The 17487-nt window shown below is 41.0% G+C and carries 17 protein-coding genes; 10 read left to right on the forward strand and 7 right to left on the reverse strand.

Features of this window, described 5'->3' with window-relative positions; translation table 11 throughout:
• Nucleotides 1-3 precede the first annotated feature (3 nt).
• Together cyoE and SJ312_RS10455 are read left to right on the forward strand one after the other, a co-directional pair.
• A complete protein-coding gene (gene cyoE / locus SJ312_RS10450) occupies nucleotides 4-891 on the forward strand; it encodes a heme o synthase (RefSeq protein WP_004905461.1) in 888 nt (295 codons plus the stop codon).
• Between the two features lie 312 nt (nucleotides 892-1203).
• Nucleotides 1204-2565 (forward strand): MFS transporter, encoded by a 1362-nt coding sequence (locus SJ312_RS10455; protein ID WP_319867615.1) that lies wholly within the window; start codon nucleotides 1204-1206, stop codon nucleotides 2563-2565.
• 205 nt (nucleotides 2566-2770) lie between these two features.
• On the opposite strand, the gene SJ312_RS10460 is transcribed toward SJ312_RS10455, so the two are convergent.
• On the reverse strand, nucleotides 2771-3262 hold the full coding sequence (locus tag SJ312_RS10460) for a YajQ family cyclic di-GMP-binding protein (protein WP_004905465.1): 492 nt from the start codon (nucleotides 3260-3262) through the stop codon (nucleotides 2771-2773).
• A gap of 187 nt (nucleotides 3263-3449) precedes the next feature.
• Between SJ312_RS10460 and panE the strand changes: the two genes are divergently transcribed.
• The 4 genes from panE (at nucleotide 3450) to SJ312_RS10480 (ending at nucleotide 5844) form a co-directional block, all read left to right on the forward strand.
• Nucleotides 3450-4364 (forward strand): 2-dehydropantoate 2-reductase, encoded by a 915-nt coding sequence (gene panE, locus SJ312_RS10465; RefSeq protein WP_004905466.1) that lies wholly within the window; start codon nucleotides 3450-3452, stop codon nucleotides 4362-4364.
• The gene (gene yajL / locus SJ312_RS10470; protein ID WP_110592394.1) at nucleotides 4324-4917 is read left to right on the forward strand and encodes a protein deglycase YajL; all 594 of its coding nucleotides are present in this window, start codon (nucleotides 4324-4326) and stop codon (nucleotides 4915-4917) included. Before panE ends, yajL begins: the two co-directional genes overlap by 41 nt.
• Before the next feature lie 255 nt (nucleotides 4918-5172).
• A complete protein-coding gene (locus SJ312_RS10475; protein WP_004905468.1) occupies nucleotides 5173-5316 on the forward strand; it encodes a Hok/Gef family protein in 144 nt (47 codons plus the stop codon).
• 384 nt (nucleotides 5317-5700) lie between these two features.
• Nucleotides 5701-5844, forward strand: coding sequence for a Hok/Gef family protein (locus SJ312_RS10480; RefSeq protein ID WP_004905470.1), 144 nt, complete (start codon nucleotides 5701-5703; stop codon nucleotides 5842-5844).
• 70 nt (nucleotides 5845-5914) lie between these two features.
• Here the strand turns inward: SJ312_RS10480 and thiI are convergent, their stop codons facing one another.
• Nucleotides 5915-7366 carry a tRNA uracil 4-sulfurtransferase ThiI gene (thiI, locus tag SJ312_RS10485; RefSeq protein WP_004905472.1) on the reverse strand — a complete coding sequence of 484 codons (1452 nt, stop codon included), beginning with the start codon at nucleotides 7364-7366 and terminating at the stop codon, nucleotides 5915-5917.
• Between the two features lie 220 nt (nucleotides 7367-7586).
• Between thiI and xseB the strand changes: the two genes are divergently transcribed.
• From xseB to caiF, 4 genes are all read left to right on the forward strand, one after another.
• The gene (gene xseB / locus SJ312_RS10490) at nucleotides 7587-7838 is read left to right on the forward strand and encodes an exodeoxyribonuclease VII small subunit (protein ID WP_004914571.1); all 252 of its coding nucleotides are present in this window, start codon (nucleotides 7587-7589) and stop codon (nucleotides 7836-7838) included.
• Nucleotides 7839-7841: 3 nt separating this feature from the next.
• The gene (ispA, locus tag SJ312_RS10495) at nucleotides 7842-8759 is read left to right on the forward strand and encodes a (2E,6E)-farnesyl diphosphate synthase (RefSeq protein WP_004905476.1); all 918 of its coding nucleotides are present in this window, start codon (nucleotides 7842-7844) and stop codon (nucleotides 8757-8759) included.
• A 248-nt stretch (nucleotides 8760-9007) separates the two neighbouring features.
• On the forward strand, nucleotides 9008-10873 hold the full coding sequence (dxs, locus tag SJ312_RS10500; protein ID WP_110592397.1) for a 1-deoxy-D-xylulose-5-phosphate synthase: 1866 nt from the start codon (nucleotides 9008-9010) through the stop codon (nucleotides 10871-10873).
• Nucleotides 10874-11466: 593 nt separating this feature from the next.
• Nucleotides 11467-11859, forward strand: coding sequence for a carnitine metabolism transcriptional regulator CaiF (caiF, locus tag SJ312_RS10505; protein ID WP_094961959.1), 393 nt, complete (start codon nucleotides 11467-11469; stop codon nucleotides 11857-11859).
• A 78-nt stretch (nucleotides 11860-11937) separates the two neighbouring features.
• Here caiF and caiE read toward each other — a convergent pair whose 3' ends face one another.
• The 5 genes from caiE to caiA form a co-directional block, all read right to left on the reverse strand.
• Nucleotides 11938-12531, reverse strand: a complete 594-nt coding sequence (caiE, locus tag SJ312_RS10510; protein WP_004905486.1) for a carnitine operon protein CaiE — start codon at nucleotides 12529-12531, stop codon at nucleotides 11938-11940.
• 22 nt (nucleotides 12532-12553) lie between these two features.
• A complete protein-coding gene (gene caiD, locus SJ312_RS10515) occupies nucleotides 12554-13339 on the reverse strand; it encodes a crotonobetainyl-CoA hydratase (protein WP_094961958.1) in 786 nt (261 codons plus the stop codon).
• Between the two features lie 88 nt (nucleotides 13340-13427).
• A complete protein-coding gene (gene caiC, locus SJ312_RS10520; protein WP_110592399.1) occupies nucleotides 13428-14987 on the reverse strand; it encodes a crotonobetaine/carnitine-CoA ligase in 1560 nt (519 codons plus the stop codon).
• Between the two features lie 71 nt (nucleotides 14988-15058).
• On the reverse strand, nucleotides 15059-16279 hold the full coding sequence (gene caiB / locus SJ312_RS10525) for an L-carnitine CoA-transferase (RefSeq protein WP_319867622.1): 1221 nt from the start codon (nucleotides 16277-16279) through the stop codon (nucleotides 15059-15061).
• Between the two features lie 63 nt (nucleotides 16280-16342).
• Nucleotides 16343-17485: a crotonobetainyl-CoA dehydrogenase gene (gene caiA, locus SJ312_RS10530; protein ID WP_004905499.1), complete on the reverse strand. Its 1143-nt coding sequence runs from the start codon at nucleotides 17483-17485 to the stop codon at nucleotides 16343-16345.
• Nucleotides 17486-17487: the final 2 nt, after the last annotated feature.

Consider the following 17487-nt stretch of genomic DNA (forward strand, 5'->3'; position numbering starts at 1 on the left):
GATATGTTTAAGCAATACCTGCAAGTGACCAAACCAGGAATTATATTCGGAAACTTGATTTCTGTGATCGGTGGTTTTTTATTGGCTTCAAAAGGGTCAATTGATTATCCACTGTTCGTTGCGACTTTGCTGGGTGTATCACTGGTCGTGGCTTCTGGTTGTGTTTTTAACAACTACATCGACCGTGATATCGACCGTATCATGGAAAGAACGAAGAATCGCCCTTTAGTTAAAGGGTTGATTGATCCGAAAGTTAGCCTGATTTACGCTGCTGCATTAGGTATTGCTGGTATGGTACTGCTACTTGTAGCAGCCAATGCTCTGGCAATGCTGCTTGCAGTTATCGGTTTCATTGTTTATGTAGGTATTTATAGCCTATATATGAAACGTAAATCCGTTTATGGCACACTGATTGGCAGTCTTTCAGGCGCGGCACCACCAGTTATCGGTTACTGCGCTGTTACAAATGAATTCGATATGGGTGCACTTATCCTATTATTGATATTCAGTTTGTGGCAAATGCCTCATTCTTATGCCATTGCTATCTTCCGCTTTAAGGATTACAAAGCCGCAAACATTCCTGTGTTACCGGTTATTAAAGGAATTTCCGTCGCGAAAACGCACATCTTCCTGTATATCCTAGCGTTTATGGTCGCAACATTAATGTTAGCTATCAGTGGATACGCGGGCTATAAGTACCTCATCGTAGGTGCAGCAGTCAGCTTATGGTGGCTAGGTATGGCAATTTCGGGCTTCAAAACCGAAAATGACGACCGGGTCTGGGCAAGAAAACTGTTCATTTTCTCAATCGTAGCGATTACTTCATTGAGCGTAATGATGTCAGTTGACCCTATCGTTTCAAGCGATACTGTTATAGCTCTCGTCAGATAACTTATCTGTTTACTGATGATAACGATGTCTAAACGGCGGGCCTTCCCCGCCGTTTTTATTTGTCTCTAACTGCTTTTACAACTCACTTTTACTTATTCTGCCTATCCTTATGAATCTATTTTATGGTTAAATAGCCGCTTGCTATTGATAAGCTAGATATCAAATGCACTATTAAAAATGCTAATAGGTTGAGATTAAAAACATATTGCCACAACATATACGTATTTATTCAACTTGTTGTATTTATTAATGTGTGACCTAACTAGCTGAGAGAAGTCAACACCGCTACAGCACGAAATATGAAGAATAAAAATGAATGATAACAAAATGACATCCGCAGAGCTTAGATCCACTTGGGGATTAGGCTCCGTTTTCTCCTTGCGAATGCTTGGAATGTTTATGGTATTACCTATTTTGACCAGCTATGGGATGCATTTACAAGGTGCTAGCGAGTTCTTAGTGGGTGTTGCTATTGGTATCTATGGCCTTAGCCAAGCCGTTTTTCAAATCCCTTTTGGTTTAATGTCAGATAAGATTGGTAGGAAACCTTTAATTATTATTGGGTTAGTTATTTTTATTATCGGAAGTATCGTTGCAGCATTAAGCGATTCTATTTGGGGAATTATTATTGGTCGGGCTTTACAAGGCGCCGGAGCAATTTCTGCTGCCGTCATGGCATTACTTTCTGACCTAACTCGAGAGCAAAATCGCACTAAAGCCATGGCATTTTTAGGTATTAGTTTCGGTTTAACTTTTGCTATCGCCCTCGTACTTGGCCCAATTATCGCTAATTGGGTTGGTTTAAGTGGCTTATTTTGGGGGATAGCGCTACTTGCAGTTGGTGCTATTGCAGTGACTGTTTTTGTTGTTCCTAATACTAATACTCATGTCTTAAATCGTGAGTCTGCATTTGTGCAAGGTAATTTAAAAACGGTTTTAATGCACCCCCAATTACTCAAATTAAATATAGGGATCCTCAGCTTACACACCCTACTGATGTCCAGTTTTGTTGCTCTGCCTCTTATCATGACTGACTCTGGCTTTTTAGCGAAAGACCATTGGAAAGCCTATTTAGTCACGATGTTAATTGCTTTTGTCACCGTACTTCCGTTCATTATTTATGCGGAAAAATACCGCAAAATGAAACAAGTCTTCTTATTCTGTATTGCCGTTTTAGCATTGGCCGAAATTACCTTATGGTTTTCTGGTAGTCACTTATGGGTGATTTTCTTAGGTATTCAACTGTTTTTTATCGCTTTCAATATCATGGAAGCCATTTTACCGTCACTCATAAGCAAAGAGGCACCTGCGGGCTATAAAGGAACTGCCATGGGCGTTTACTCCACTAGCCAGTTTTTAGGCGTTGCCATCGGGGGTATTGTTGGTGGGTGGTTATACAGTTTTGAAGGAGCTAGTACCGTTTTTATTGGTGGTTTAATTTTGACCATTATCTGGTTTATCATTAGCCTGACAATGCAGCAGCCTCCTTATGTCAGCAGTATTCGTATTGAATTACCCAACCATATTGGAGATACAAGAGCTCTTGAGAAAAAATTACAAGCTCAAGAAGGGGTGATGGAAGCGCTTGTCGTTGACGAGGAATTTAGTGCTTATGTTAAAGTTGATAGAAAAATCATCAATCGAGAGCAACTTGAAGCATTAATAAATCAGTAAAAATCAGCCCGCTATCGCGGGCTGAGGTTGTTGACAAAGCAGGATAAAAGCGTGGTTTTTCCCGCTTTGTGTTATCAGCCGAAAATCAATAAATTGATTTTCCTAGTTTATTTTCAAAACCTATTAGACTTGCCGCCAAACATAATATGTTTGTCAGCAGTCTGAGCCCGCTATCGAGGGCTTTAAATGAATGCTTGAAAAATAACTAATCGCGGAAGTTATTAAATTGAAAAGGTTGGCCTAAGTTCCCGCCACGTACTAATGCCATAACCGATTGTAAATCATCACGGGCTTTGCCCGTCACACGTACTTGGTCACCTTGAACTTGTGCTTGGACTTTCAGTTTACTGTCTTTAATTAATTTAACGATTTTTTTAGCAGTTGCAGCATCAATACCTTGCTTGAACGTAACTTCAACGCTATAGGTTTTTCCACTATGAACAATATCTTCTGGCACATTCAATACAGCACCATCAATACCGCGTTTTGCCATTTTTTCTCTTAAGATATCAACTAACTGGAGTACTTGGAAATCAGACTCGCTAGTGATTTTAACTGATTCATTTTTGTCATTTAGCTCAAAACTAGCTTCAACATTTTTAAAATCCCAACGGCTGGTTAACTCACGCTGCGCATTTTCCACCGCATTACGTACTTCATTCATTTCCACTTCAGATACAATGTCAAATGATGGCATAGCTAGAACCTCACTGATAATTTTTAGACTGTGCGCATGATAACGTTTTTATTCACATCACTTCAAGTTATCAAGGTCTGTGATACTTCGTTAACTACAACTTCGTATCGTAAAAGGTTATAATGATAAGAGATCACTTCCGCCTTACCTTATAAGACGTTAAAGTCCCATTTTCAAAGGGGAAACAATGAAAATAACTCTAATTGGTTGTGGTGCGATAGGTAAACTGTGGCTTGCTTCACTTGCAATACAAGGGCATGACATACAAGGTTGGCTACGTGTTGCACAGTCTGATTTATTCGTCGATGTTAATGAACCTGATGGGCGTAGTTTCCGAGAGCTGATTCCCTGTAATAATATTAACCACTTGCAAACCAGTGAGTTGATCATTGTTTGTTTAAAAGCATGGCAAGTTTCTGACGCTTTATTACCTTTAATTAATACTATCCCAGAAAATACGCCTATTCTATTACTGCATAATGGTATGGGGACGATTGAAGAGCTGGCGCCTTTACGTCATCCTATCTTAGCGGGCGTCACAACCCATGCAGCTTGGCAAGAAAATAACCAAGTATTTCATGTCGCAAATGGCATCACACATATCGGCGCTATCAATTCCCAAGCACAAGCTTACTACCCAATAGCAGATATCTTGCATGAAGCCTTACCTGATGTGGCTTGGCATAATAATATTTTAACCACTTGCTGGCGTAAATTGATTGTGAACTGTGTCATTAACCCCCTTACCGTCGAACATACCTGTAAAAATGGTGAATTAATCCAACATTCCATACAGATATCTCAGATCATTGATGAAATATGTCATGTTATGGCGGCAGAAGGGCTGCATACGGATAAAGCAGAACTGACTGAGTATATTTACGGCATTATCAATAATACCGCTGATAACTATTCCTCTATGTTACAAGATATGCGAAATAATCGCCGTACAGAGATTGATTACATCACTGGCTTTTTAATCAAACAAGCACGAGCTCATGGGATCAGTACACCTGAAAACGATCGCCTTTATCATTTAGTCAAAAATAGAGAACAACAATATGACGACTTCCGCTCTAGTTTGCATCGCTCATGGGAGTGAAGAAATTGAATTTACTATTACTGCTGATTTATTAGTTAGAGCAGGTATCGATGTGACCTTAGCGAGTGTGACTGAAGATGGCTCTTTAACCATTACAGCCTCACGAGGCCTAAAAATTATTGCCGATACTCCGTTGATTAAAGTCGCTGATGAACCTTTTGATGCCATTGTGCTGCCTGGTGGTATGGCGGGAGCAGAAACGTTCCGCGATAGCCCACTGGTGGTTGAAAAAGTTCGCCGTATGCATCTTGATGGTAAAATCGTAGCAGCTATTTGTGCAGCACCAGCGCTTGTACTTGAATATCACCAATTGTTTCCACTAGGTAATATGACCTGTTTTCCATCAATGAAAGATAAAATCGCAGCTCATAAATGGGTCGATCGCCGAGTTTACTTTGATGAACGTGTCAATCTATTAACTAGCCAAGGGCCCGCCACTTCTTTTGACTTTGCATTAAAGTTAATTGAATTATTGGTAGGCCGAAAGACTGCGGCCCAAGTTGCCGCTCAACTCGTTTTACCTAATGGTATTAACGATTATTTAGAAGATTAAATATAAAACTCATTATAAAAAACGAATTAGAAATAAAACTTAACTTATTGAATAATAAAAATTAAATAGTAAAAAATCTGTGTTTAGAGTACTTTTTTGCTATGATTGCCGCGGGTGCTTGGATCATTTTGGTTCAAGCATTAGTGAGAGCCAAAAAGACGAAAGCCCCGAATTTAGATGTTAATCTTAATCCGAGGCAGTCTCAAACACACAACAATTTGATTCTGTCTCCTTTTAGAAAAGGAGTCAAGAGGAATGGCCAAAATTGCCCTTCTGGGGCTAGTTACCGTGTGTCTGACGGTATTGTGTTTTTCGTTATTGATGCAAGAAAGGCTATGCTCTTTTAGCATCAGCAGCGGAAACACGCTGGTTCAAGCTACGTTATCCTGCGATAACTAGTCTTGTGGGGGAAATTTCCCCCACATTTCTCTCTGATTGTGAGTTGGTGATACAAGCACTCTGTTTTTATTCTCTACTTATTTTTATTCAGCTCACTTTGTCATTTCTATTTCAGTTGCATCAGTAATCATATTAATATCAATGATATCGAAACCATTATAACCAACTGAATTTAAATATTTTATTTTCAATAATGAACGATAAAAACATTTGTTTAGAGTGATTTTTTGCTATGATTGCCGCGGGTGCTTGGATCATTTGGTTCAAGCATTAGTGAGAGCCAAAAAGACGAAAGCCCCGAATTTAGATGTTAATCTTAATCCGAGGCAGTCTCCAACTCACACAATTGGATTCTGTCTCCTTTTAGAAAAGGAGTCAAGAGGAATGGCCAAAATTGCCCTTCCGGGGCTAGTTACCGTGTGTCTGACGGTATTGTGTTTTTCGTTATTGATGCAAGAAAGACTGTGCTCTTTCAGTATCAGCAGCGGAAACACGCTGGTTCAAGCTACGTTATCCTGCGATAACTAGTCTTGTGGGGGAAATTTCCCCCACATTTCTCTCTGATCGTGAGTTGGTGATACAAGCACCCTGTTTTAAGTTATGGGCGATAAACCTTTATATTTTCATAACCTTGTTCTTTTAGGTATAGCGCTTGCAAGCGGCTCATTACCCCACGGTCACAATATAATAAATAGGTTTTATCTTTTGGTAAGTCACCAAATTGCGTGCTCAACTTATAGAATGGAATGTGCTTAATTTCCATTCCATCTACATTCAGTGGTTTGTCTTCGAATTCATCAATTGAACGAATATCTAAAATCACTTCATTTTCAATTGAAAGCTCACTCACCATTTCAATTTCAGGAACTTTTTCAAGACTTTCTTGTGCAATTTGTCGAATATCTATATTTTGAGCTTGCTCAACAACAGACTCTAAAATACTAAAATCAAAATTGGCCTCTTCCGCTTCAATCCGCGCTTTCACCGCTTTAACTGTTGGGCTTTTTGAGATTACACCACAATATTCAGGCATGGTTTTTGCGAAATCTTCAGTACCAATTTGGCGAGCTAACTTAATAATATGTTCTTTATCATGGGAAATTAGCGGCCTTAATACGAGAGTATCAGAAGCATTATCAATTAAACGCAAGTTTGTTAAAGTCTGGCTTGATACCTGCCCTAACGCTTCACCTGTGACAATCGCCTGCACGCCATAACGCTCAGCAACTTTAGATGCCGCTCTTACCATCATACGTTTGAGCACAACGCCCATTTGGCCATCATCCACTTTTTCTAAAATTTCAGCCACAACTGGCTCAAAATTTACAGCAATAAAACGGACTTTATGGGAACTACCAAAACGGTTCCACAAATAATGTGCGATTTGCTTCACACCAATTTCATGTGCAGCTCCGCCTAAATTAAAGAAGCAATAGTGAACACGACAGCCACGGCGCATCAACATATAGCTCGAGACACCTGAATCAAAACCACCGGAAATGAGTGACAACACATCCTCTTGGGTCCCTATAGGGAAACCACCAATGCCTTCAATTCGTGCTTTAACTAAGATAAGTTTATCATCTTCGATTTCTAAGTGAATCGTGGTGTCAGGGTCTTTAAGCTTAACTTTTGCAGATGCAATGTGCTGGTTTAACCCACCACCGATATAGCGTTCAGCATCGATGGATGAAAACTCATGTTTACCACGACGTTTCACCCGCACACAGAATGTTTTATTTTCTAATGACTCGCCATAGGCTTCGTGTGTCATTTCGTAAATATGATGCAGACTAGTAAACGGTTTTTCTTCCACTTCGAGAATATGGTGAATACCTGGGATACGCCCTAGCATGTCACAAATTTCATCGTGTTTTGTTTCCCCCTTCACACGCACTTCAATGTTATCCCAATTACGGACAACCGAAATCTCTTCGCCAAGTGGTTTAAGCACGTTACGGATATTACTGGTCAAAATTTTAATGAAACGTAGCCTAACAGTTTGGCTTTTAATGGTAATTTCTGGGAATAACTTAATGATAAACTTCATAATAGCTGCATGTTCATGGTGGTTGGGGGCAAACGAATGTGCCTTAACAGAGACACATGACACGTTACCAATTGTCAATAAAGAGGCGTATTATAACACTATCTTGCGGGTTGAATCTAAAAACCCCAATAATAAATTGTAACCGTAGCAAGACTGCGTTAGTCTGCTGAATATTTAAAATCCCTCGAATTAACTGATTTCACATTAGTGGCTAAAGACTATGGCTAAAGAAAAAACTCAGCAAGTTCCGACTGTTAGTTTTGAAAACTCACTTCAAGAGCTAGAACAGATCGTCGCTCGCCTAGAATCCGGTGAACTTCCCTTAGAAGATGCCCTTAATGAGTTTGAACGTGGTGTTCAAATTGCTAAACAAGGTCAAAAAGTATTACAGCAAGCAGAGCAACGTGTACAAATTTTGCTAAGCGATGACGAAAATAAACCTCTAGCCGATTTTTCACCTGATACAGAATAAATTATGTCTGAACAACATTTAGATAGCTTTACGCAGCAACAAAAGCAAGCTTACGACAGAGTCAATCAATACCTATTAGATGCCTTAAATGCGCTGCCGTTTGCAAACCTCCCTCTAGCGCAAGCTATGCGCTATGGCACATTATTAGGTGGAAAACGCTTACGTCCATTTTTAACTTATGCCATCGGCTCGATGTTTGGTGTTAGCCAAGAAAACCTTGATGCCCCTGCTGCTGCAGTCGAATGTATTCATGCTTATTCATTAATCCATGATGATTTACCTGCAATGGATGATGATGATTTACGTCGTGGCCAACCGACTTGCCATATTAAATACGGTGAAGGCAATGCGGTGCTTGCTGGAGATGCATTGCAAACATTGGCTTTCCAATTGCTGTCATCTGCACCAATGCCAGATGTAACAGACAAAGACCGCATAGCGATGATTGCAGAGTTATCATACGCAAGTGGCTTAGCAGGTATGTGTGGCGGACAAGCACTTGATTTAGATGCAGAAGGGAAGCAAGTTGACCTTGAATCTCTCGAGCGCATTCATCAACATAAAACAGGGGCATTGATTCGTGCTGCAATCCGTCTTGGTGCTTTTGCGGCAGGTGAAAAAGGTCAACAATTGTTACCTGTTTTAGATAAATATGCACAATCCATCGGTCTTGCCTTTCAAGTACAGGACGATATTCTAGATGTTATCGGTGATAGTGAAGTCACGGGTAAACGCCAAGGAACTGATGCCGAACATGAAAAAAGTACCTATCCATCGCTATTAGGGCTTGAAGCGGCGCAGAAAAAAGCACGTGAGCTATATCATGATGCAATAGATGCTTTAGAGACACTCCAGTCCCATGGATATAATATAGAAATGTTAAGCGCTTTAGCTAATTTCATTATTGAACGTAAAAGCTGACAATATGCTTTGCCTTTTGGCTACAAGAAGATCGATAATTACGGCAATTTATTACCCTAATGTATCTTCGAATCATTCCTATAACACAACAAAATAGATGGATGACTTCTTAATCACTCGAGTTATAGGCACGATAAACGAAGGCAACCCAACAGCACATAGAGGCTTTATGCCGCTAAATACTGAAAATAGTCATTTTGTTATGGCTAAGTAAGTTGGGTTTTTTATTAATTATAAGTGAGCAACTAATGAGTATTGATATCGCTAAATATCCAACGCTAGCCTTGGCAGAGACACCAGATGAGCTTCGTCTGTTGCCTAAAGAGAGTTTGCCCAAGCTTTGTGATGAACTCAGACAATTTTTACTGAGTAGCGTCGGTCGCTCTAGCGGTCACTTTGCTTCTGGTCTTGGCGCTGTTGAGCTCACCGTCGCACTACATTATGTCTATAAAACACCGTTTGATAACCTTGTGTGGGATGTCGGTCACCAAGCCTACCCACATAAAATATTAACGGGGCGCCGTGACCGTATTGATACCATTCGTCAAAAAAATGGTTTACATCCCTTTCCATGGCGTGAAGAAAGTGAATATGACATTTTAAGCGTTGGCCATTCCTCAACATCCATTAGTGCCGGTTTAGGCATGGCCATTGCCGCAGAAAAAGAAAAACAAAACCGTAAAACGGTTTGTGTGATTGGTGATGGCGCCATTACCGCAGGAATGGCATTTGAGGCGATGAATCATGCTGGCGATGCTGCACCTGACATGTTGGTTATCTTAAATGATAACGAAATGTCTATTTCAGAAAATGTTGGCGCACTAAACAACCACTTAGCTCACTTGCTTTCTGGAAAACTCTACACAACATTGCGTGAAGGTGGAAAAAAAGTTTTTTCTAACATGCCACCTATTAAAGAGTTACTGAAAAAGACAGAAGAACACATTAAAGGCATGGTCGTACCGGGGACCATGTTTGAAGAATTAGGTTTTAATTATATTGGCCCTGTTGACGGCCATGATGTTGTTGCCTTAGTTCAAACGTTAAAAAATATGCGTGATTTAAAAGGCCCGCAATTTTTACATATCATGACCAAAAAAGGCCGGGGTTATGAGCCAGCAGAAAAAGACCCTATTAGCTGGCATGCTGTTCCTAAATTTGACCCAAGTACCTTCACTTTACCTAAAAGCAAAGAGACGGGGCCAACATTCTCTAAAATCTTTGGGGATTGGCTGTGTGAAGAGGCCAAAGACGATAGCAAGCTGATGGCTATCACCCCTGCGATGCGTGAAGGGTCTGGTATGGTTCGGTTTTCTAAAGAATTCCCAGAGCAATACTTCGATGTCGCAATCGCGGAGCAACATGCTGTCACCTTTGCGGCAGGCCTCGCCATTGGTGGCTATAAGCCTATCGTTGCTATCTATTCCACTTTCTTGCAACGCGGTTATGACCAAGTCATTCATGATGTGGCTATCCAAAAGGTACCTGTCATGTTTGCAATTGACCGGGCAGGCATTGTTGGTGCTGATGGACAAACTCACCAAGGTTCATTTGATATTTCATTCCTGCGCTGTATACCAACCATGGTTATTATGGCTCCAAGTGATGAAAATGAGTGCCGCCAAATGCTGCATACTGGCTACCATTACCAAGATGGCCCATGTGCGGTTCGTTACCCTCGAGGTACAGGAACAGGCGCTGAATTACAGCCGTTATCGCCACTGCCTATTGGTAAAGGTATTGTTCGTCGCCAAGGCGAAAAAGTCGCTATCTTATGTTTTGGCACATTATTAAGCCACGCATTAGTTGCTGCTGAACAACTCAATGCAACTGTTGTAGATATGCGTTTTGTGAAGCCTTTAGACGAAGCTCTGGTCCTTGAAATGGCCAATACCCATAATGTACTTGTCACTCTCGAAGAAAATGCCATCATGGGTGGTGCTGGTAGCGGTGTGAATGAGTTCCTAATGCATGAGAAAAAAATCATTCCAACCTTAAACCTTGGTTTACCTGACTATTTTATTTCTCAGGGTACCCAAGAGGAACTTATTGCTGAACTGGGCTTAGATTCCACAGGTATTGTTAATTCTATTAATAACTACTTAGCCAAATAGTTTTTATCTTCAGGGCATTGCATTAACAATACAATGCCCTATTCAATCACAAAGCCAATCACTCTTATTCCTTTTCTTAATACGCTAAAAAAGTGTTTAGTTCCCTATTATTACTGACTCACTAATGTTCATTTAAAAAAATCACCTATGTCACATTTTTATTATATTTCAAGATCATTAAAATAAAATATAAAACCAAATATAATCAGTTTATCTACAACGATATTCAGCTATTTACCTGAAATAAGAATACAAACAAAGCTTTTATCTTGAATGTAAATTTTCACAATAAAGGCATGCAAATTATTTTAAAATCTATTAATATGAACTTTGTCACTGTATGACAGCGTAATTTAGTCTCTGAATTATATTCGTCACATATCATTATAAAATATTATTTTTTATATGTAAGAAATGATAATTTATTTTTATAACGAATATATTATTTTAACAATTTTAACCAGAAATTAATAAGTAATTATTTTGTTTTCTTAATTAACAAACCAGGAAACAAATAAACGCTATTCCAACTACAATTTTCATATGGTTTATTTTTATTTAGTCGATTTTAATAAATAGATTTGGGAGCGCTTATGTGTGGACAATATATTAATGAACCCTTGTATTTATCTATTGCAAACTGGGTAATGAAACAAGGCCGCTGGACTACAGCTAGAGAGATATCTAACAACTTTGATATCCCGCATCCTAATGCAGTCAATATTGTTTCTTATATTTTATCTGATGTTGCTGAAATTCAGTGTGAAGTAAAAATGATCCCAAATAAATTATCGGGACGAGGCTGCCAATGCCAGCGGCTTATTAAAGTTAAGAAAATTGATAACCAGCTTTATGCACGTTTAAGAAATCATCAAGCTGAAAAAGTCACTATCGATTCTCCTATAAAAGCAGCCTCTATGCCACCAAGTGAATTAAATCGAGAGCAAAAATGGCAATGGATGCTATCAAAAGCACAACGTCGTTAAACCTATTTCTTAGCTTCACATCAATAAAAAACGCAGACTTCACTATCTGCGTTTTTTATTTTACGGCCTTTTTGTGAATCATTGCCCCTTAGGTTTTACATCCGTTGTACCAAATAATTGGGGTCGATTAGCTTCAAGCTCTATTAGTGGCTGGGTTTCCTGTAAGTGTTGCTGATACCGGCACGCTAAGTCTTGATATTCCTTAGTATTTAACTGCTTCCAATGCAGTTCTTCATCAGTCACTAAGCGTAAAAAACGGGCTGGACTTCCGACTAACATCTGACGGTATTCTCCTTGAAACCCAGCTTTAACAAAACTCATCGCAGCAACAATGCTTTGCTCGCCAATGACAGCACCGTCCATGATCACACTATTCATACCGACTAAAGCATCACGACCAATAATACATCCGTGCAAAATAGCACCGTGACCTATGTGTCCGCACTCATGGACAATCGTTTCAACATCACTATAGCCATGCATAATGCAACAGTCCTGAATATTCGCACCTTTTTCTATGATCAAACGACCATAGTCCCCACGCAAAGAGGCGTTAGGCCCGACAAACACTCCTTCACCGATAATCACATCACCAATCACTACCGCTGATGGATGTACATATGCGGTGGGATGAACAACTGGGATCACCCCTTCAAAAGCGTAAAAACTCAAGATTCACCTCACTGCTAGCGTACTAGCGCCCTTTCCAACTCGGTGAACGTTTTTCGGAAAACGCCAGCGGGCCTTCTGTTGCATCTTCTGAGTGTAAAACCGCAGGGTAGTTTTTCAGCACGCCGCTACGCATAAGTTTATACCCCTCTTCAACTGTAAGTTCACCTGTAGCGCGGAAAATTTCTTTCAGTGCAGCGACAGCAAGTGGCGCACTTTGGGTGATTTGTTCTGCAAGTTCACGGGCTTTATCCATCAGGCTCTCAATAGGAACCACATCGTTAGCAATTCCCCAACGTAATGCTTCCTGCGCATCCATTCGTCTGCCGGTCATCACCATTTCATTCACGATTGGCGCAGGTAAAATTTTAGGTAAACGTAAAACACCACCGCTATCCGGAACAATCCCGAGTTGGGCTTCAGGTAATGCGAAACTGGCATTTTCAGAACAAATAATCATATCTGCCGCTAAAGCCAGTTCAAAACCACCGCCAAACGCATATCCATTCACCGCAGCAATAACAGGTTTGTTTAAATTAAAAATTTCAGTCAAACCGGCAAAGCCTCCTGGACCAAAATCAGCATCAGGTGCTTCACCTTCCGCCGCAGATTTTAAATCCCAACCCGCAGAGAAAAATCTCTCTCCTGCCCCGGTAATAATGGCGACACGCAGAGAAGGGTCATCGCGAAAATTAAGGAAAACTTCTCCCATTTTGAAACTAGTTTTTGCATCTATTGCATTTGCTTTAGGTCTATCGAGTATGATTTCTAAAATAGCGCCATTTCGAGTGATTTTTAATGATTCGCTCATAATATAATCCTTTCTTCGTCGTGCAGTGACGCTTCAGGTTGCACATGTGCAACCCGAAAACGTATGCAAAATTAATCAAGTTTGTCGATTATTGCAGATATTTTTTCAATACTTTTCCAGAACAGTTACGCGGTAAATCTTTACGTACCTCAACACACGTTGGCACCTTAAATTTCGCCATTTGTTTTTCACAAAAAGCAAAAAATTCTTCCTGAGTTAAGGTTTCCCCTTCTTCAAGCACAATAAAGGCTTTAATCGCTTCATCTCGGATATCATCCACAATACCAATCACCGCAACATCGACAATGGCAGGATGTGAGGCGATAATATTTTCGATTTCACTGCAAGAGACATTTTCTCCACCGCGTTTGATCATATTGCTGCTTCTATCGACAAAATAGAAAAAGCCGTCTTTGTCTTGGTAAGCAAAGTCACCCGTATGCATCCATCCCGCTTCGTCAAAGGTTTTTGCTGTCGCTTCAGGGCTGTTGTAATACTCTTTAAAGAGGGTTTTACCACGTTCACCTTTTACACAAAGCTCACCAATAACCCCTGTTCCGACAGGTTGGTTATTTCTATCCCGAATTTGAGCTTGATAACAAAAACCAGGGCGGCCAATGGATGGCCAACGACGCATATCGCCAGGCCTATCACCAATCAAACCAACTATCGTCTCCGTCATTCCATACGAAGTTAAAAACCGCTTCACCCCAAAACGGGCCATAAACTGGTCGCGTTCTTCTTCACTTAAATTGAGGTAAAACATGGCTTCTCGTAAACAATGATCTTTTTCGTTATCCGCCAGCGGCTGGCTTAATAATGTGCGGATCATCATTGGGATAAGTTCGACGACAGTCGCTTTGTATTTCACCACTTGTTGCCAAAAACGGCGTGCGCTGTATTTCTCTAATAAAACAAACGTAGCACCAGCAGAAAATGCAGCCATAGAAGCTGTACATTGGCAGTCAATATGAAAAGCAGGCATGACTGTTAAATAAATATCATCAGAGCGTAAGCTGTTTTGCCAAGAAGAGTAATAACCGGCAAAGCGGAGGTTATAGTGGGTAATAATTACCCCTTTAGGCTTCGAGGTCGTTCCAGAGGTAAATAAAATTTCGGCCGTATCCTCGACATGCAATTCAACCACCTGAGTCAACTGAGTATGTTGTTGTGACTGCTCAAGCCAAAAGTCAGAAATATGCTCTACGGGTTCAATTTGCGTTTCTGTAATCAAAAAAATATGTTCTAAGCTGGTCGCTTCATCAGCGAATACTTGTTGATAAATATCTAAGAAAGAGGAGCAAGTTACCACCATTTTGGGTTGGCAGTTCTGCATGATCCAGGCACTTTCACTGTATTTATAACGCGCATTAATTGGGACCATAATCGCCCCAATTTTAGCCAAGCCAAACCAGCAAAAGAAAAATTCAGGGCAATTATCTAAATGTAAAGCCACTTTATCGCCTTTTTGAATGCCATAAGCTAAAAAGAGATTGGCGGTGCGATTAATTTGCTGGTTCATTTCTAAGTAACTGAACTCGCTAACCTTTCCATCGCAGGATTCAAAGATAAGCGCCTGACTGTTACCGTGGGTGACTGCTAAGTCATCCCACATTTGACGCAAATTTTGTTTACCGATTACATCCATTAATTGTTACCCATCATTTCCCTGATGAATACTCAGCTCAATAGTCATCATTGCCCTGAGTACCCATTCAATTAATCAACTATTTTGGCTAGCCCTTTATTGACTAACCCCCGAATATCAGTTTCGCTGTATCCAATATTTTTTAAGATATCTGTCGTGTCCATACCGTGTGATGGCATGCCTCGCCAGATTTGTCCGGGGTTATTTTTGAATTTAGGCATGACATTAGGACCACGGCAGGTTTTTCCTTCCATTGTTTGCCAACTGGTAATAGATTCGCGTGCAATGTATTGAGGATTGGTTTCTAGCTCAGGAATCGTAAGGACTTTGGCGCTAGCAATATTCAATTCCGCGAGTCTTGCTAGCACTTCATCAATCGAACGTGAACCTAGCCATTCATCGAGTTTTTCTTCCACTAAAGGCCCATAAGGGCATTCCACACGGTGAATTAGCTGTGTGCCTTCCGGTATTTCTGGTGTACCTAACAGATGCGCTAACCCAATATCTTTGAAAATTTCCTGAATTTGCGTGATGCCGACAATTTCCATCACGATATAACCATCTTTACAGCTATAGAGACCACAACCTGCGTAATAGGGGTCTTTTCCTTTTGTCATACGTGGACAGATTTCGCCGCCATTAAAGTAGTCCATCATGAAGTATTGCCCCATACGCAACATCACTTCATACATGGCAACGTCAATGCTTTCACCTTTTCCGGTTTCACGTGCTTTATACAGTGCCGCCAGTGCCGCCGTTGTGGCAGTCATGCCAGAAAAATAATCTGCGGTATACGGGAAAGCAGGCATTGGCTGGTCTTTATCACCGTTTTGAATCAGATAGCCACTGAAATCTTGAGCAATAGTGTTATAAGCTGCGAGGTTGGTATATTGCGGGTCACCGTACTGCCCGAAACCGGATAAGTGTGCAATGACCAGTTTAGGGTTATGTTCCCAAAGTACTTCATCCGTGATACCACGGCGAGCAAATGCGGGGCCTTTACTCGCTTCAATGAATATATCCGTGGTTTCCATCAGTTTTAAAAATGCGTCACGCCCTTCATCCTTGAAAATATTCAATGATAATGCACGTAAATTACGTCGTGACAGCTGAGGGTAGTTGGGTTGAACGCGAATAGTGTCTGCCCAAGCGACATTTTCTATCCAGATCACTTCAGCACCCCATTCTGCAAACATTTGCCCCGCGAATGGGCCAGCAATTTCAATTCCTGAAAATACCACTCTAACCCCAGCTAGAGGGCCAAATTCTGGCATAGGTAGATGCTCTGCCATGTTGTTATCTCCTGTGAAGCAGGGTTGGCCCTCTCGTGAAAGCCATCCCATTACGTTCAGTTATTAGCGGTATTGTTTTAGTACGCTACGGCCTAATGTCAGTATTTGCATTTCATCTGAACCGCCTGATACGCGATCCACACGCAGATCACGCCAGAAACGGGCGATCCGGTGCTCACCTGCAATTCCTACACCACCGAGTACTTGCATCGCAGAGTCCACGACTTCAAATGCCGCATTTGCACAGAAGTATTTACACATTGCTGCATCTCCAGAGGTGATCAATCCGTTGTCACTCTTCCATGCAGTTTCATATAACATGTTGCGCATTGAATTGAGCTTGATCGCCATATGTGCAAATTTTTCTTGAATTAACTGAAAACGGCCAATGGCTTCACCAAATTGAACACGCTGGTTAGCATAACGAGCCGCATCTTCGAACGCGCACATCGCAGTACCATAGTTAGTTAAGGCCACTAAGAAACGTTCATGGTCGAACTCTTCTTTTACACGGTTAAAACCATTACCTTCGCGGCCAAACATGTCCTTTTCATCAAGTTCGACATTATCAAAAGTGATTTCACAACAGCTATCCATGCGTAAACCCAGTTTTTCAAGTTTGTTCACCTTGATACCTGGTTTGCTCATATCTAAGAACCATTCGGTGAAAACAGGTTTGTCTGGTGAATCCGCATCACGGCTCATCACCACAATGTATGGGGTGTAAGCACTACTGGTGATAAAACATTTACTACCGTTCAAATACACTTTGCCATTACGGCGTTGGTAAGTGGTTTGTAGGCTACCTACGTCAGAGCCAGCCCCCGGTTCAGTGATCGCCGAGTTCCACATTTGTTTACCCGTACCGCGGAACGCCATGATTTTATCAATCTGCTCTTGAGTTCCTTCTCTTAGCACTGTATTAAAACCGCCCGGTAGTTGGTACAGCACATAGGTTGGTGCTCCCAGGCGACCCAGCTCCATCCATACCGCAGCAACGGTGATAAACCCTGCATCTAAGCCGCCATGTTCTTCTGGGATCAGCAGGTTATCGATTTCCATATCCGCTAACGCTTTTACAAAGCGTTCAGGATACTTACTGTCGCGGTCACATTCAGCGAAATAGCTTTCCCAGTTTTCACTGGCCATCAGTTCACGGATCCCTGCGACAAACAGCTCCTGCTCATCATTCAATCTAAAATCCATAT

The sequence above is a fragment of the Providencia sp. CIM-Carb-044 genome (assembly GCF_033901115.1).
In the GTDB taxonomy this organism is placed as follows: Bacteria; Pseudomonadota; Gammaproteobacteria; order Enterobacterales; family Enterobacteriaceae; genus Providencia; species Providencia hangzhouensis.

Bases quoted from the DNA above. Each gene is read 5' to 3' on its own strand.
- cyoE (WP_004905461.1), top strand. From the start codon at position 4: ATGTTTAAGCAATACCTGCAAGTGACCAAACCAGGAATTATATTCGGA.
- SJ312_RS10455 (WP_319867615.1), top strand. From the start codon at position 1,204: ATGAATGATAACAAAATGACATCCGCAGAGCTTAGATCCACTTGGGGA.
- SJ312_RS10460 (WP_004905465.1), bottom strand. From the start codon at position 3,262: ATGCCATCATTTGACATTGTATCTGAAGTGGAAATGAATGAAGTACGT.
- panE (WP_004905466.1), top strand. From the start codon at position 3,450: ATGAAAATAACTCTAATTGGTTGTGGTGCGATAGGTAAACTGTGGCTT.
- yajL (WP_110592394.1), top strand. From the start codon at position 4,324: ATGACGACTTCCGCTCTAGTTTGCATCGCTCATGGGAGTGAAGAAATT.
- SJ312_RS10475 (WP_004905468.1), top strand. From the start codon at position 5,173: ATGGCCAAAATTGCCCTTCTGGGGCTAGTTACCGTGTGTCTGACGGTA.
- SJ312_RS10480 (WP_004905470.1), top strand. From the start codon at position 5,701: ATGGCCAAAATTGCCCTTCCGGGGCTAGTTACCGTGTGTCTGACGGTA.
- thiI (WP_004905472.1), bottom strand. From the start codon at position 7,366: ATGAAGTTTATCATTAAGTTATTCCCAGAAATTACCATTAAAAGCCAA.
- xseB (WP_004914571.1), top strand. From the start codon at position 7,587: ATGGCTAAAGAAAAAACTCAGCAAGTTCCGACTGTTAGTTTTGAAAAC.
- ispA (WP_004905476.1), top strand. From the start codon at position 7,842: ATGTCTGAACAACATTTAGATAGCTTTACGCAGCAACAAAAGCAAGCT.
- dxs (WP_110592397.1), top strand. From the start codon at position 9,008: ATGAGTATTGATATCGCTAAATATCCAACGCTAGCCTTGGCAGAGACA.
- caiF (WP_094961959.1), top strand. From the start codon at position 11,467: ATGTGTGGACAATATATTAATGAACCCTTGTATTTATCTATTGCAAAC.
- caiD (WP_094961958.1), bottom strand. From the start codon at position 13,339: ATGAGCGAATCATTAAAAATCACTCGAAATGGCGCTATTTTAGAAATC.
- caiC (WP_110592399.1), bottom strand. From the start codon at position 14,987: ATGGATGTAATCGGTAAACAAAATTTGCGTCAAATGTGGGATGACTTA.
- caiB (WP_319867622.1), bottom strand. From the start codon at position 16,279: ATGGCAGAGCATCTACCTATGCCAGAATTTGGCCCTCTAGCTGGGGTT.
- caiA (WP_004905499.1), bottom strand. From the start codon at position 17,485: ATGGATTTTAGATTGAATGATGAGCAGGAGCTGTTTGTCGCAGGGATC.